Annotated in this window: 12 protein-coding genes; 7 read left to right on the top strand and 5 right to left on the bottom strand. The window is 36.0% G+C overall.

Going from position 1 to position 14,856, the window contains the following annotated elements; translation table 11 throughout:
- Positions 1–12 precede the first annotated feature (12 nt).
- The 3 genes from NHF50_RS00740 to NHF50_RS00750 form a co-directional block, all read right to left on the bottom strand.
- Positions 13–1,389, bottom strand: a complete 1,377-nt coding sequence (locus tag NHF50_RS00740; RefSeq protein ID WP_252774696.1) for a hypothetical protein — start codon at positions 1,387–1,389, stop codon at positions 13–15.
- Positions 1,390–1,537: 148 nt separating this feature from the next.
- Complete coding sequence (lpdA, locus tag NHF50_RS00745; RefSeq protein WP_252774697.1) at positions 1,538–2,941, bottom strand: dihydrolipoyl dehydrogenase; 1,404 nt, start codon at positions 2,939–2,941, stop codon at positions 1,538–1,540.
- Positions 2,942–3,047: 106 nt separating this feature from the next.
- Positions 3,048–3,506 (bottom strand): Lrp/AsnC family transcriptional regulator, encoded by a 459-nt coding sequence (locus NHF50_RS00750; RefSeq protein ID WP_109567922.1) that lies wholly within the window; start codon positions 3,504–3,506, stop codon positions 3,048–3,050.
- Positions 3,507–3,662: 156 nt separating this feature from the next.
- Here NHF50_RS00750 and NHF50_RS00755 point away from each other — a divergent pair, with 156 nt between their 5' ends.
- Positions 3,663–4,865 (top strand): aminotransferase class I/II-fold pyridoxal phosphate-dependent enzyme, encoded by a 1,203-nt coding sequence (locus tag NHF50_RS00755; RefSeq protein ID WP_252774698.1) that lies wholly within the window; start codon positions 3,663–3,665, stop codon positions 4,863–4,865.
- A gap of 63 nt (positions 4,866–4,928) precedes the next feature.
- Here NHF50_RS00755 and NHF50_RS00760 read toward each other — a convergent pair whose 3' ends face one another.
- Entirely contained in the window at positions 4,929–6,491 is a 1,563-nt protein-coding gene (locus tag NHF50_RS00760) for a hypothetical protein (RefSeq protein WP_252774699.1), read from the bottom strand.
- 284 nt (positions 6,492–6,775) lie between these two features.
- On the opposite strand from NHF50_RS00760, the gene NHF50_RS00765 reads away from it, so the two are divergent.
- The 6 genes from NHF50_RS00765 (at position 6,776) to NHF50_RS00790 (ending at position 13,705) form a co-directional block, all read left to right on the top strand.
- Positions 6,776–8,947 carry a DPP IV N-terminal domain-containing protein gene (locus NHF50_RS00765; protein ID WP_252774700.1) on the top strand — a complete coding sequence of 724 codons (2,172 nt, stop codon included), beginning with the start codon at positions 6,776–6,778 and terminating at the stop codon, positions 8,945–8,947.
- 27 nt (positions 8,948–8,974) lie between these two features.
- Positions 8,975–10,435, top strand: a complete 1,461-nt coding sequence (nhaC, locus tag NHF50_RS00770; protein WP_252774701.1) for a Na+/H+ antiporter NhaC — start codon at positions 8,975–8,977, stop codon at positions 10,433–10,435.
- Positions 10,436–10,554: 119 nt separating this feature from the next.
- On the top strand, positions 10,555–11,190 hold the full coding sequence (locus NHF50_RS00775) for a peroxiredoxin (protein WP_109567926.1): 636 nt from the start codon (positions 10,555–10,557) through the stop codon (positions 11,188–11,190).
- Positions 11,191–11,278: 88 nt separating this feature from the next.
- Positions 11,279–11,587, top strand: a complete 309-nt coding sequence (locus NHF50_RS00780) for a co-chaperone YbbN (RefSeq protein ID WP_252774702.1) — start codon at positions 11,279–11,281, stop codon at positions 11,585–11,587.
- 32 nt (positions 11,588–11,619) lie between these two features.
- Positions 11,620–11,880, top strand: a complete 261-nt coding sequence (locus tag NHF50_RS00785) for a hypothetical protein (protein WP_109567928.1) — start codon at positions 11,620–11,622, stop codon at positions 11,878–11,880.
- Between the two features lie 103 nt (positions 11,881–11,983).
- Entirely contained in the window at positions 11,984–13,705 is a 1,722-nt protein-coding gene (locus NHF50_RS00790; RefSeq protein WP_252774703.1) for an alpha/beta fold hydrolase, read from the top strand.
- A gap of 92 nt (positions 13,706–13,797) precedes the next feature.
- Here the strand turns inward: NHF50_RS00790 and arsB are convergent, their stop codons facing one another.
- On the bottom strand, positions 13,798–14,856 hold the full coding sequence (gene arsB / locus NHF50_RS00795) for an ACR3 family arsenite efflux transporter (RefSeq protein WP_252774704.1): 1,059 nt from the start codon (positions 14,854–14,856) through the stop codon (positions 13,798–13,800).

Here is a 14,856-nt window from a genome sequence, read left to right on the forward strand (position 1 = left end):
AGGTCTTTATTTTTATTTCATCAATTCCAGATTTAAAATTGTGGCATTGGCTAAAACCTGTACAGTTGCATCACTTATACCTGAATCTATTCTGATATCGTCATAACTATTCAGATTTACAAATTTTGTAAGTGTTACGACTCTTGTTTCATCTTTTGCTATCGTACAATACGTTCTGGTATTAGGAACTTCGGTTCCCCAAATTGACAGATAAAAATAAGGTGTAGTTACAATAGTACCTGTTTTTGTTATGGTAACGGAATACGTAATTCTATAAGTCCCTGTTTTTAATACCTGAATAGAATTAGCATTTACGATTACATTAGTATTGATAGAAGCTCCGCTAAAGTCTATTGTTCCGGCTATTAAAGTACTATTGATTGCTTTTGTTATTTCTCCGAATGCTTTATTCAGGTCAGGGTCGGCCCAGGAAGCAACACCATTTGCATCAGAGATCAGTACGTTTCCGGCAGATTGAGTTCCGTCTACTAACTTTAATTTCCCTACAACATGTAAGCGCTCGTCCGGTGTATTTGTTCCGATACCTATTTTATTAGCATAATTAGTTGATGAACCTAAAATTATAGAATTGTCCTGAGGTGCTGTTGCTCCATATCCTATTGCTGTAGATTGGTAACCGGAAGCTACGGCTGCAAATCCAAGTGCTGTAGTACTAGTTGCTGATGCTTTTGAATTACAACCCACAGCTGTTGCCTGATAACCATCTGCCATAGTGGCAAAACCGATTGCTGTTGTACTGTTTGCATTAGTCTTCGAATTATAACCTATGGCTGCCGATTGGTAACCGGAAGCATTTGCACCGTAACCCAATGCTATTGCATCATTTTGCTGCGTTTGAGAATTGTATCCTATAGCTACTGAATTTTGAAGGTTAGCCAAAGCATTATATCCTAAAGCTATTGAATTATTTCCGTTCGCATTAGCTCCCAACCCAAAATAAATACTTCCGTTAGGATGTAACCGACCTATACTCGTGTTATTTACTTTTATAGTTAAAGGGTGATTTGTTGTTGTCCCTAAAAATTCTGAACCTGTTCCGGCATTAAAATTATTTCCATGTATATCCCATTTTTCAGAACTATCTCCACCACTAAGCCCTACCCATTTTGCTCCGTCCCAGTAATAATATCCCGGAACCACATCATTCATAGTTGATGTATTGTAGATGAGTAAACTTGTAGCCGGATTAAAAATTGAGGATGTATCAAGTGTTGAGGTTAAAGCTATACGTGGTAACAATACACCTTTGTCTGTACTAACCACATCTAAAATTGAGGAATGATCCGGAGTAACTGTGTTAATTCCGACCTGAGCATTTATTCTTATCAAGGAAAAGAAAACCAAACCAATTAAAAATGTTTTTCTCATTTTATTTAGATTTCAAAATTTTCGGCAAAGGTTTACTTTTTACATATTATCCTCAAATACTATTTTATCATTTTCTTCTCAAAATCACATATAAAAAAACCCTTATTAAGTTTTTTAATAAGGGTTTATATATAGTTATTGTACTAAATTATACGTGCAATGCTCTGTTATCAGTAGCTGCTAAAGCCGCTTCTTTCACAGCCTCCGCAAATGTAGGGTGTGCATGTGACATTCTTGAAATATCTTCTGCACTTGCTCTGAATTCCATCGCTGTAACTGCTTCTGCAATCAGATCTGCACAACGAGCACCGATCATGTGAACACCTAACACCTCATCTGTTTTAGCATCAGCTAAAATTTTAACGAAACCATCAGTGTCTCCACCTGCTCTGGCTCTACCTAATGCTTTAAACGGGAAGCTTCCGGATTTATACGCTACACCTTCTGCTTTTAATTGTTCTTCTGTTTTACCGACTGCCGCAACTTCAGGCCAAGTGTAAACTACTCCCGGAATCAAGTTATAATCGATATGTGGTTTTTGACCTGCTAAATATTCAGCAACCAATACTCCTTCTTCCTCTGCTTTGTGCGCCAGCATAGCTCCGCGGATCACATCACCGATAGCATAAATATTAGGCACTGAAGTTTGTAAATGGTCGTTCACTTCAACCTGACCTCTTTCTGTCATTTTTACTCCGGCTTTGTCAGCATTTAATCCGTCAGTATACGGACGACGACCAACAGCTACCAAACAATAATCTCCTTCTAATACTACTTCATTTCCTTTAGTATCATCAGCTTTAACGGTAACCGTTTCTCCATTACGGGTTACTTCTTTTACTTTATGTGAAGTATAGAATTTCATTCCTTTCTTTTTCAACACTTTAGTCAATTCTTTTGACAAAGCACCGTCCATTCCCGGAATAATTCTGTCCATATATTCAACTACCGAAACCTGAGCTCCTAAACGCATATATACTTGTCCTAACTCAATTCCGATAACTCCCCCTCCGATGATTACTAAATGTTTAGGCACTTCCGGTAATTTCAAAGCTTCAGTAGAAGTAATTACTCTTTCTTTATCAATTGAAATAAACGGTAAAGTCGATGGTTTAGAACCGGTAGCAATGATAACATATTTTGATTCAATTACCTCAGAACTACCGTCGTTTTTAGTGATTTTAACTGAAGTAGCACTTTCAAATGAACCCACACCTTCAAAAACAGTAACCTTATTTTTATCCATCAGGTATTTAACACCGCCTGAAGTCTGATCTACAACCGCTTGTTTACGCTCGATCATTTTAGTTAGATTCACTTTTACATCTCCGGAAACGTCAATACCGTGATCTGCAAAATGCTGTAACTCTTCGTAATGGTGAGATGATGCTAATAAAGCTTTAGACGGGATACAGCCTACATTTAAACATGTACCTCCTAAACTTGAATATTTTTCAATGATTGCAGTTTTAAAACCTAATTGAGCGCAACGTATTGCCGATACGTATCCGCCGGGACCAGAACCAATAATGGTTACATCAAATTGACTCATTTTTTTGGAAATATTTTATTAATATTAGTAGTTATATTGATTTATTCATTACAAAAGTAACGCTTTTTGTATTAATAGGTGTGAATTTATTGGTAATTTATTATATCTAAAATTTAAAGGCTGTGCTGTTTTTTACCTCACCGATCATAAAGGTACTATGGGTACTTCCGATATGTTGAATTGTCGTTAATTTTGTTACCATAAACTCACGATAAGCCTCCATGTCCTTTACAAATATCTTTAAAATATAATCGTAATCACCGCTTACATGATAACATTCAAGTACCTCATTGATCTTTACTACTTCTTTCTCAAACTGTGAAATAATATCAATATTGTGCTGTGTCAGTTTGATATGACAAAAAACAACAAAATTTTTCTCTATCTTTGCTTTATCCAATAAGGCTACATATTTACTGATTATACCTTCTCGTTCTAACTTTTTAATGCGTTCGTAAACTGCCGTTACTGATAAGTTCAGTTTAAGAGAAAGCTCCTTAGTTGTTTTTTTGGTATCAGCTTGTAACAACTCTAACAGACGCTTATCGATAGTATCTAACTTCATATTTCTTTAGTTTTAAAGTTATTTTATTTTTTAAATAGTATAAAAATCTATATTTATACAAATTTACAGTTTTTTATTCTAAATATTTTATTTTATATTGAAAAATAAATTATGTAATTAGAAATTTGAACAATAAAAACTAAACAAAATAACACTATGAGTACATTTAATCCGGCTGACAAGATTCAGGATCTACAATATTTCGGTGAATTCGGAGGAGTAAATCCTTCTATTTCTGACAGTTCTACTTATACTTTCCTTTCTGCTAAAACTATGTTTGATACTTTTGAAGGCAATGCAGAAGGATGTTATTTATACTCTCGTCACTCTTCTCCTTCTAATTTATATCTAGGTGAAGCTTTAGCTGCCATGGAAGGAACAGAGGCTGCTAATGTTGCAGCGTCCGGAATGGGTGCTATTACTCCGGTTCTGATGCAATTATGCAATGCCGGAGATCACATTGTTTCGAGTCGAACTATTTACGGCGGAACCTATGCTTTCCTGAAAAACTTTGCTCCTAAGTTTGCTATTAAAACCTCATTTGTCGATATTACTAAATTAGACAAAGTGGAAGCAGCAATTACTGCTGATACCAAAGTTTTATACTGCGAAACAGTAAGTAATCCGCTTTTAGAAGTTGCTGATATAGCAGGTTTGGCTCAAATTGCTAAAAAGCACAATCTAAAATTAGTTGTAGACAATACTTTTTCTCCGCTTTCGGTAGCACCCGGAAAATTAGGCGCTGATGTTGTGATCCATAGTTTAACCAAATTCATCAACGGAAGCAGTGATACCGTTGGCGGTGTCGTTTGCGGAACACAGCAATTCATAGACGATCTGCGCAATGTTAATGACGGTGCCAGTATGCTTTTAGGTCCGACAATGGATAGTTTACGAGCTGCAAGTATCTTAAAAAATTTAAGAACACTACATATCCGTATGAAACAACACAGTCACAATGCTATGTATTTGGCACAAAAATTTGAAAAAGACGGCTTAAAAGTTGTTTATCCCGGTTTAGAAAGTCACCCTAGTCATAAACTATATGCCGGAATGATTAATCAGGAATATGGTTTTGGAGGTATGATGACCATTGATGTAGGTAATTTAGACAAAGCCAATGAGCTTATGGAGCTAATGCAACAAAAAAATCTCGGATATTTAGCGGTAAGTTTAGGTTTTTACAAAACTTTATTCAGTGCTCCCGGAACTTCTACTTCTTCCGAAATTCCTATGGAAGAACAACAAGAAATGGGCTTAACAGACGGTTTAATCCGTTTTTCAATAGGTTTAGACAACGATATTGAACGTACTTACCAAATCATGAAACAGTGTATGACGGAATTAAACGTTTTGTAAACTAATATCAAATAATTAAATAAAAAGTCCCGATAAAATTTATCGGGACTTTTTTATGAATTCTTATTTTAATTCTTCTCTATCTTCGAGTTTTATAGCCGGTTTAATTTCTTTATCGTCATCCGACAATAAATTTTCTGCTGTTGGCTTAACTTCAATACGTCTGAATCTTTCAGGAGCATTAAAAGCCTCCATACCGTCTTTACCTGAGAATGCTCTCGTAGCTCTTGACGCTACTATAGAATAAGAAAAAGCAACATCAGATGTTCCATGACCTAATTCTACCACCTCAAATCCTTCAGCTGATTTATTCGTAACATAAACCCCATTACAGTCTCCTTCTAACTGGATAAAAACTTTCAAAGGATGCTCTTTATCTACTAAGATATTTTCACTTAAAATAGGATCTATAGTCACCGTTGCTCTTCCGTTCACTAACTTTTCTGTTCCGTAATCTTGCAATAAGCTTTCAGGAGCAGAAACAGCAGGCATTACATACGTTTTATCATCCTTCTTAACAGTTGTTGCATTAATTCCGGGGCCTACAACATTGAACATCATTTTTGTTTCTTCTTCTTTACCGGGTGCTGATTTATAAACATCGTACAAAGTTCCTCCGGTAACTAAAGTATAACCAAACCAAGCTCCTGAATAGTTCGTAGCATACCCTATAAAAGCTGCTCCACTGGTTCCCGGAAAACTTGAATATGTTCCTACAGGATTTCCCTGAACAACTGCACCGTAACGGTTGTTCCCCGCAAAAACATTGATCGGAGAAAGAGAGGCTGTTCCAGCTCCGTTAAATTGCGCTGCCGTTCCTTGCGTAGCATTCAGATAACCTGCAAATGCCGACCCGGAAGCCGTTTGACTCATAGAACGAATTCCTATCGCTCCAATGGCATCAATAGCAGCACCACCACCTGTTCTGAAATTATACACTGTCATAGCATTAGCTGCTCCGGAGGCTGCGTCTGCCTCAACAGCAATTGAAGGTCCTGCCGCATTTGTAGTTGATAAAATACCTGAACCGTTTGCCGAATAATTCGTTATTTGCAAACCCGCATAAGGGTTATTGGTATCATTATGGTCAATGAGCACCCCTACACCATTTGCATCAACATTAGCGACAACACCTATCGTATTATCATTGATCACAAAATTAGATTGTCCGGAATAGCCCGCAGAAGTTGTATTATTTACAACCAAAAGTCCTGTTGAAGCCGAGTTATTGTTTGTAATAGATACTGCTCCGGCATCAGCATTAATAACTCTTCCGGCACCTGCACCACCTTCATCATAGGCCATGTCAAGTGTATTATGAGAACCGCCTCCTGTTCCGGCTGCCATTCTCACCCAAATTGTCCCGTTCCAATAATAATAACCGGGTGTTACATCATTTACAGTTGCTGTATTGTACACAATAGTTCCTGCTGTCAAAGCTCCGCCGGCAGGATTTACTACGGGGGTGTCAATCGTTGTATCAGTCAAAGCAATTTGCGGAGCTAAAAAACCATTAGTTGTAGAATTAACTTCTAAAGCAGCTCTTGGGGTCGTAGTCCCCACCCCTACCTGGGCAGTAACAGTAATACTTATTCCCGAAAGAATAAAAAGTAGCGTTTTTTTCATAATAAAAATCAAATAAAGGGGTTAAAAACGCATAAATTAACTAAAATAAAAACAGAATGACAAATTTTTAATCTTAAAGACAATAAAACTTTATTTTTTTTACTAAAAAAAAGATCTTTCTGTACTACCTAAAAAAATCTTTTAGCTTTTAAGAAAAAAGCAAATTCTATTAAAATCTTTTAACACTTGTCCCGTTTTGTTATTTAATATGGAAAACTTCAAGGATAAATTTTCCTTTTCAATAATTTAAAGTTATTTTTGGATTTCGTAATCAAAAATTAAATATGAGAAAAATTATAATCAGTGCTTTTGCATTATTCTTTCATTTAGTATCATTTTCCCAAAATTTCACTATTGAAGAAACCGTAACCGGTTCTCGAAAATATGCTCCTGAAAACCTATTGTTTTCGCAATGGAAAAAAAATGAAAATGCTATTGTTTATGTAAGTAAAGATTTCCAATCACTACTGGAAAGAAATGATTCCGACAATTGGAAAGAACATACTTTAGCGTCAACTTCCGAACTTTCAAAAAACCTACAAGCTGCAATTCCTAATGAAACCTTCGAATTGCGTTTTTTCCCTTACAACTTTAATTGGGAGACAAAAGAGGTCATTTCTTTTGATGTTGACGGAAAGAGCAACAAATATTTTGTTCACTACAACTTAAAAAATAAAAAAGTAATACATAGTGTTGCTACTCCGCTAACAGCAAATGAACCGGCAGTCTCTAAAAACTCCGATGTTGCTTGGTTAGAAGATAACAACATCAAAATTACGCGTCAGGACGGCTCTTCTATTTCCGTAACTAATGATAGTAATAAAGGAATTGTAAACGGGAGCAGTTACGTTCACCGTCAAGAATTTGGTATTCACAAAGGAATGTGGTGGAATGAGAACGGTACAAAACTAGCCTATTATCGCAAAGACGAAACAATGGTAGGAGATTATCCTATCATTAACTGGAATGAACGCGAAGCAGTAAATAACAACATTAAGTACCCTATGGCGGGTATGAAAAGTGAAGAAGTGACACTTCAAGTTTTTGATCTGAAAACACAAAATACTGTTCAAATCCAAACCGGTGAACCAAAAGAACAATATTTAACGATGGTTTCCTGGCATCCGAACGGGAAAAGTATATTTATAGGTGTTCTGAATCGGGAACAAAATCATTTACGATTCAATCAATACAACGCCCAAACCGGAGCTTTGATAAAAACATTGTTTGAAGAAAAGTCCCTCACTTGGGTTGAGCCTCAACATACTATTATTTTTGTACCGAATGATCCGGAACAATTTATTTATCAAACTGATAACAACGGTTACAACCAGATGTATTTATACAGTACTTCTGGCAAATTAATTAAAGACCTAGGTTTTAAAGACGTTATTGTTCAGGAGTTCCTTGGTTTTAGTTCAGATAATAAATCGGTTTACTACACCGGAATTACCAATCAAGGATTAGACCGTCAATTGTTCAATGTTGTCCTTAAATCAGGAAAAACAACACAATTAACCTCTGATAGCGGAACTCATCTTGCCGCTGTTTCTTCTGACGGAAAATATATTTTAGATACGTTCAGTAATACAGAAACACCTAACAAAATTGAGATTCTAAATACTAAAACAAAAAAAGAAACGGTTTTAGTCAATGCTCAAAATCCGTTTACCGGAAAAATTGATTTACCTAAAACGGAACTGGTTACTTTAACTTCTGCTGATGGCAAAACACCTTTAAACGGAAGAATTCTATATCCGGCAAACTTTGATCCTACCCGGAAATATCCGGTAATGATCTATGTATACGGAGGATCTCATGCACAATTGATCAAGAACAAATGGTTAGCCGGTGCCGCCTTCTTTGATTACTATATGGCGCAACAAGGCTATGTGGTATTTTCATTGGACAACAGAGGAAGTGAAGCCAGAGGCAAACACTTTTGTGATGTAAACCACAGACAACTGGGAATCAATGAAATGGCAGACCAGCTAAAAGGTGTAGAATTCTTAAAATCAAAAACATTTGTAGACAGTGACAGAATCGGTGTTTTCGGTTGGAGTTTCGGAGGGTTTATGACTACTTCTTTGTTAACCACTTATCCGGAACTGTTTAAAACAGGTGTAGCCGGCGGACCGGTTATCGACTGGAAATATTATGAAGTAATGTACGGAGAACGCTATATGGACACTCCTCAAGAAAACCCTGAAGGTTATGAAAAAGCATCCTTATTAAATAAAGCGGCCAATTTAAAGGCTCGTTTATTAGTGATACACGGTGCACAAGATCCTGTAGTCGTACAACAAAATAGCATGAACTTTATTGAAGCCTGTATCAAAGCCGGAAAACAAGTGGATTATTTCTTATACCCTAATCATGAACACAATGTAAGAGGAACTGATCGTATTCACATGTATGCTAAAATTGCTGACTACTTCAACACGTTTCTTAAATAATTAATTATAAGCCAATAACACTATTTTATGAGTACAAAAATCATCAAAAATAAAGAACTAAGCATCTTTGAAGCCCTGATCCCTGTCATAGCCTTAATCGGTATGTTAGCCTTTAACGTATATGTTTTCGGTGATGAAGCCCTAAGCGGAACAAACCAGTTTGTCCTTCTTTTAGGAGCTTCGGTTGCAGCAATTGTAGGTTTCCTAAACAAAGTTACCTATAAAAAAATGCTGGATGAAGTTGCTGAAAATATCAAATCAACTGCAGGAGCCATATTGATCTTGTTAATGGTAGGATCCCTTGCCGGAACCTGGCTCGTTAGCGGTGTAATTCCTTCTATGATCTATTACGGACTAAAAATTCTAAGTCCGGCTATCTTTTTACCGGCCACATTAATTATTTGTTCGGTAATCTCTATAGCCACAGGAAGTTCTTGGACTACTTCAGCTACTGTAGGTATAGCTCTAATAGGAATAGGAGGAGCTTTAGGCTTTGATTTAGGTATGGTTGCCGGTGCCGTAATTTCCGGTGCTTATTTCGGAGATAAGTTATCACCAATGTCTGATACAACCAATTTAGCTCCTGCCATGGCCGGAACAGATCTGTTTACGCATATCAAGTATATGACCTTAACTACTGTTCCTACCTACATCATCACATTGATTATTTTTATCATTTTCGGGCTAACCGTAGAGACGCACGGAATTGCTAATACTGACGGACTTTTAGCAGATATCGAAAAATCGTTTACCATCACACCGTGGCTATTCTTAGTTCCGGTTATTGTGATCGGATTGATCGTCAAAAAAACAGAACCGCTTATTGCCCTTTTAATAGGAACCTTACTGGGAGCTATCTTTGCTATTATCTTTCAGCCCAATATTGTACTGATGCTTTCCGGAGGAACTGAACTGAACTTCGTAAATGCTTATAAAGGCGTAATGAATGCGATCACTGTTGAATCTGTGATCCCAACTGATAATGAAACGTTAAAAGACCTTTTCAAAGCCGGAGGAATGCAAAAGATGTTAGGTACTATTTGGCTGATCCTTTGTGCTATGGTTTTCGGAGGAATCATGGATGCAATCGGAGCATTAGCGCGCATTAGCCAATCCTTATTAAAACTGGCTCATTCAACAGCCGGATTGTTTGCTTCTACAGTAGGAAGCTGCCTTGCTTTAAACGTCACTGCATCTGACCAATACCTGGCCATAGTAGTTCCCGGAAAAATGTTTGCCAAAGCTTATAAAGATCGAGGCTTAGCGCCTGAAAACTTAAGTAGAACTCTTGAAGATTCAGGAACTGTAACTTCAGTCCTTATTCCTTGGAACACATGCGGGGCTTATCAATCAGGAGCTTTAGGTGTGGCCACTTTTGATTATTTGCCTTATGCTATTTTCAATTATTTGAGTCCGTTAATGACATTACTTTTTGCAGCTTTGAACATAAAAATAAGACAATTAGTCTCAAAAAAAGAGACAGAATAAGCAGTATAAATAAAACTTATTCTCTAATAAAAATTAACCATGACTTAACTATAGTTATGGTTTTTTTATTTGTAAATTTGCTATCAGAAAATTAGTAATAACTTTAAAATAAAAACTTTATGGCACTAGTAGGTAAAAAATTTCCTAACATTACTGTTGACGCGATCTCTGAAATGGGTGACAACTTAAAAATCAACGTTTTTGAAGAAGCTGTTAACAACAAGAAAAAAGTTCTTTTATTTTGGTATCCAAAAGACTTTACTTTTGTGTGCCCTACAGAAATTCATGCTTTCCAAGAAGCTTTAGCTGAATTTGAAAAAAGAAACACTATGGTAATCGGTGCTTCATGTGATACAAATGAAGTTCACTTTGCATGGTTAAACACTCCGAAAGATAACGGTGGTATCGAAGGAGTTACTTACCCGATCCTTGCTGATACAACACGTAACTTGTCAAGTGCATTAGGAATTCTAGAAGCTGAAGATATTTTCAACGAAGAAACCGGTGAATATCAAATCGAAGGTTCTAACGTAACGTACCGTGCGACTTATTTAGTTGACGAAGACGGTAAAATTTTCCACGAAAGTGTAAACGATATGCCTTTAGGAAGAAATGTACACGAGTACTTAAGATTAATTGATGCTTATTCACACGTTCAAACACACGGAGAAGTTTGTCCTGCAAACTGGGAAGAAGGAAAAGACGCTATGAAAGCTGACAGAAAAAGTACTGCTGAATACTTAGCTTCTCACTAATAAAAAAATCAATAATAAATCTCAATAGCAATGTCAAGATCAGTAATTGAAATCTGATATTGTTATTGAGATTGAAATTACAACAACTATGTTCCAAGAATTAGATCAAGATAACTTACAGGAAATTGTAAACACTAATGATATTGTATTGGTACAATTTTCAGCTTCATGGTGCGGTAACTGTAGAATTATGAAGCCTAAATTTAAAAAATTAGCTTCTGAACATGAAAATGTACCGTTTTTAGTAGTAGATGCAGAAAAATTCCCTGAATCCAGAAAGTTAGCAAAAGTGGATAATTTACCTACTTTCGCAGCATTCAAAAACGGACAACTGGTCGATCAGACTCAGACAAACAAAGCAGAAGTTTTGGCAGAATTAGCAAGCAAAGTATTGTAATCTGGCAAACAGGAACTATTAAATCTATCCAAATGAAACTCCCTGTAATTAAACAATTAACTCAGTTTATTGAGGAAAATGATCAGGATTATCTGGTTGAAACTATAGAAGTTTTAGAAAACCTTACTGAAGTTCCTTCTCTTAAAGACGAAGAACTTGATGTGATCGGTGAATTGATTTCCAACATGTACGGTGCCCTTGAAGTTCATAAAATGATCAAAGAAGGAAAAGACAAGAAAACAGCTCTTAACGATTTTATGAAGCGGGTACTGGGTTCAATCGATAAAGAATAAATACTCTCATTAAAAAGAGAGTATTTATTTATGTTATTTTTTACCACATTATTATTATTTTGTTAAAAAATTATATATTGCATAAAAATTCAATATATAATTTATGAAACAACTATATTTTCTCTCTACTCTGTTTTTATTTGCTTCATCGGTTTATGCACAAGTTGTTTTTAAACCCAGAGCTACTCAGCTTGAATATTTGGAATTTCACAATGATGAAATAATTGTATTAAAAACGCCTCAAGCTAACCTTCAAACATTTACCAGCAAACTTCCCTATCCTATTATCTTTGTACACGGATTAAATTCCAGCTCAGATACTTGGAATACTTCTACCAATTATTTTGACAACCAGTACAATTTTACTTTTGGTGGCCGACTGGATTATTGTCTCAATGCAGATTCAAATAATGTACTTGCCAATACCGATTTCTACCCTGTTGCAAATGCTGATATTGCCGCATTTTCTACAAACTTTCAAAACGGAGATTATTATTACGTCAACTTTAATCTAAATCCTGACGGCACAATTGATACTAATGTATTGAGTAACCAGGCCGCCGTTACCAAACAAGGAGCAGCCATGAAAGATGCCGTACAGCGTGTTTTACAAATAACCGGAAAAGACAAAGTTATTCTGGTAGGTCACAGCATGGGAGGTTTGGCTTCCAGAGAATATCTTCAGAATACAAACAACTGGCAGGCTGACAACCTGCACCACGTAGCCAAATTGCTGACTTTAGGAACACCACACGGCGGAAGTAATGCCAGCGATAATCCTCTAGCCTTCTTTACCAGTGTTAATGTTCGTTCAGAAGCTATCCGGGATCTTAAAGAAACCTACTATTACAGCGGTGAGCCTAGCGTTTATTTATTCGGAGGAACAGAAATACAGAACAGCAGTAGCATGAATGATAATTCTTATTCTCCTGATTTTTATAATGTTGATATTAATTGCAATGGTGTCACAGGAGAAAGTATTATAGGGTTGAATCAAAAAGTCCTGGATAATTATATTGACTTTTCTTGTGTTATCGGTAGAATTACAGGAGGAACAACTGATGGTGTCGTAGCAGAGCCTTCTTCACTTTTAAATACATACATAACAGGTCTGCTTTATCCTGCTAAGTATTTTTACTTTAACTCTTCTTTTGATTTTATTGAAAATCACACCGAACTTCCCGGTAAATATTACCAGATCCTTCAAGGTTTAGACGAACCCAATTATAAAGAGTTAGCTTACGGTATTTCAACAAATCAAAATTACATTGGTTTTACCACCGTTCAGGCTAATTCCGGTACTTCAGACATCGATTATTTTAAGTTTACCGTTTCTGATAATGTCAATGCTACAGTAGATATGAGTTCTATTGTTACGAGTAATATGAATGCTTCATTTTTAGATGCCAACGGAAATTTAATCGGTTCTGCCCATAATAACAGCGGAAATACGTTAAACTTTACTGAAACATTAAGTCCCGGCAATTACTTTTTAAGAATAACCAGTGTAAGTCCTAGTACCTCTAACTACCAAACTCCTTATCAGTTTGCTATTACAACGGTATTGGATAACAAAACATTTAACACTACAGTAAACAGCATTCAAGTATATCCTAATCCCACAACAGATCTTTTAACTATTTACGGAACAAGTATTGATGCGATTATGATATATGACATTTCAGGAAAAAATGTATACCATATTGAATTTACAGACAAAACACCTAAACAAACTATTGATGTTTCTTCATTAAAAAAAGGAATATACTTTCTGACCCTTGAACAAAAAGGTCAAAAATCAGTTTTTAAAATTTTAAAAGAATAGGGCTAAATAAGATTATGCTATTACTTTTAACATAACTAAATATACCGGATTCTTTAAGCCCTAAAGAATCCGGTTTTTTAATATATTTTATTCTAAAAGTATTTCTTCTTAAACCAGAAAGCCAGATTAACCAGAGCTATCAAAGCCGGAACCTCTACTAAAGGACCTATTACACCGGCAAAAGCCTGACCGCTATTAATCCCGAAAACGCCAATAGAAACTGCAATTGCTAATTCAAAATTATTTCCGGTTGCCGTAAATGCAATGGCTGTAGCCTTAGAATAATTGGCACCGAAATATTTCCCGATAAAAAAGCTCATCACAAACATCAAGGCAAAATAAATTACCAAAGGAATGGCAATTCGAACTACATCCATCGGAATCTGAACGATCAATTCGCCTTTCAAACTAAACATCAAAACAATCGTAAACAATAATGCGATGAGCGTTATTGGCGATATAAACGGAACGTATTTTTCCTGAAACCACTTTTCGCCTTTTAAACGAATCAAACCAAATCGGCTGATGATTCCCAAAGCAAACGGGATTCCTAAATAAATCCCGACACTTTCTGCAATCTGACCAATACTAATATTGACTTCAAACCCTTTATAACCAAAAACCGGAGGCAGCACTGTTATAAAAAAATAAGCATATACACTATACAAAAGCACTTGAAAAATACTGTTCAAAGCGATTAATCCGGCACCGTATTCCCGATTTCCTTCTGCCAGATCATTCCACACAACTACCATTGCAATACAACGCGCTAAACCAATGAGAATAACTCCGATCATATATTCCGGATAACCTTTTAGAAATAAAATAGCGAGAAGAAACATCAAAACCGGACCAATAATCCAGTTCAGGATAAGGGAAGCACCCAATACTTTAGTATTTTTAAATACTTCACCCATTTTAGCGTAATTAACTTTTGCCAAAGGCGGATACATCATCAGGATCAATCCGATTGCTAAAGGAATATTCGTCGTTCCGCTTGAAAAAGAATTGATAAAACCACTACTTGAAGGAATAAAATACCCTATCCCGACTCCGACCAACATGGCTATAAAAATCCATAACGTTAAATACCGGTCTAAAAAGCCTAATTTTTTTCTTTCTACAACAGGAGCACAATTTGTAACCGACAT

The sequence above is a fragment of the Flavobacterium sp. NRK F10 genome (assembly GCF_024054235.1).
GTDB classification, from domain to species: Bacteria; Bacteroidota; Bacteroidia; order Flavobacteriales; family Flavobacteriaceae; genus Flavobacterium; species Flavobacterium sediminis.

Bases quoted from the DNA above. Each gene is read 5' to 3' on its own strand.
- NHF50_RS00740 (WP_252774696.1), bottom strand. From the start codon at position 1,389: ATGAGAAAAACATTTTTAATTGGTTTGGTTTTCTTTTCCTTGATAAGA.
- lpdA (WP_252774697.1), bottom strand. From the start codon at position 2,941: ATGAGTCAATTTGATGTAACCATTATTGGTTCTGGTCCCGGCGGATAC.
- NHF50_RS00750 (WP_109567922.1), bottom strand. From the start codon at position 3,506: ATGAAGTTAGATACTATCGATAAGCGTCTGTTAGAGTTGTTACAAGCT.
- NHF50_RS00755 (WP_252774698.1), top strand. From the start codon at position 3,663: ATGAGTACATTTAATCCGGCTGACAAGATTCAGGATCTACAATATTTC.
- NHF50_RS00760 (WP_252774699.1), bottom strand. From the start codon at position 6,491: ATGAAAAAAACGCTACTTTTTATTCTTTCGGGAATAAGTATTACTGTT.
- NHF50_RS00765 (WP_252774700.1), top strand. From the start codon at position 6,776: ATGAGAAAAATTATAATCAGTGCTTTTGCATTATTCTTTCATTTAGTA.
- nhaC (WP_252774701.1), top strand. From the start codon at position 8,975: ATGAGTACAAAAATCATCAAAAATAAAGAACTAAGCATCTTTGAAGCC.
- NHF50_RS00775 (WP_109567926.1), top strand. From the start codon at position 10,555: ATGGCACTAGTAGGTAAAAAATTTCCTAACATTACTGTTGACGCGATC.
- NHF50_RS00780 (WP_252774702.1), top strand. From the start codon at position 11,279: ATGTTCCAAGAATTAGATCAAGATAACTTACAGGAAATTGTAAACACT.
- NHF50_RS00785 (WP_109567928.1), top strand. From the start codon at position 11,620: ATGAAACTCCCTGTAATTAAACAATTAACTCAGTTTATTGAGGAAAAT.
- NHF50_RS00790 (WP_252774703.1), top strand. From the start codon at position 11,984: ATGAAACAACTATATTTTCTCTCTACTCTGTTTTTATTTGCTTCATCG.
- arsB (WP_252774704.1), bottom strand. From the start codon at position 14,856: ATGTCGGTTACAAATTGTGCTCCTGTTGTAGAAAGAAAAAAATTAGGC.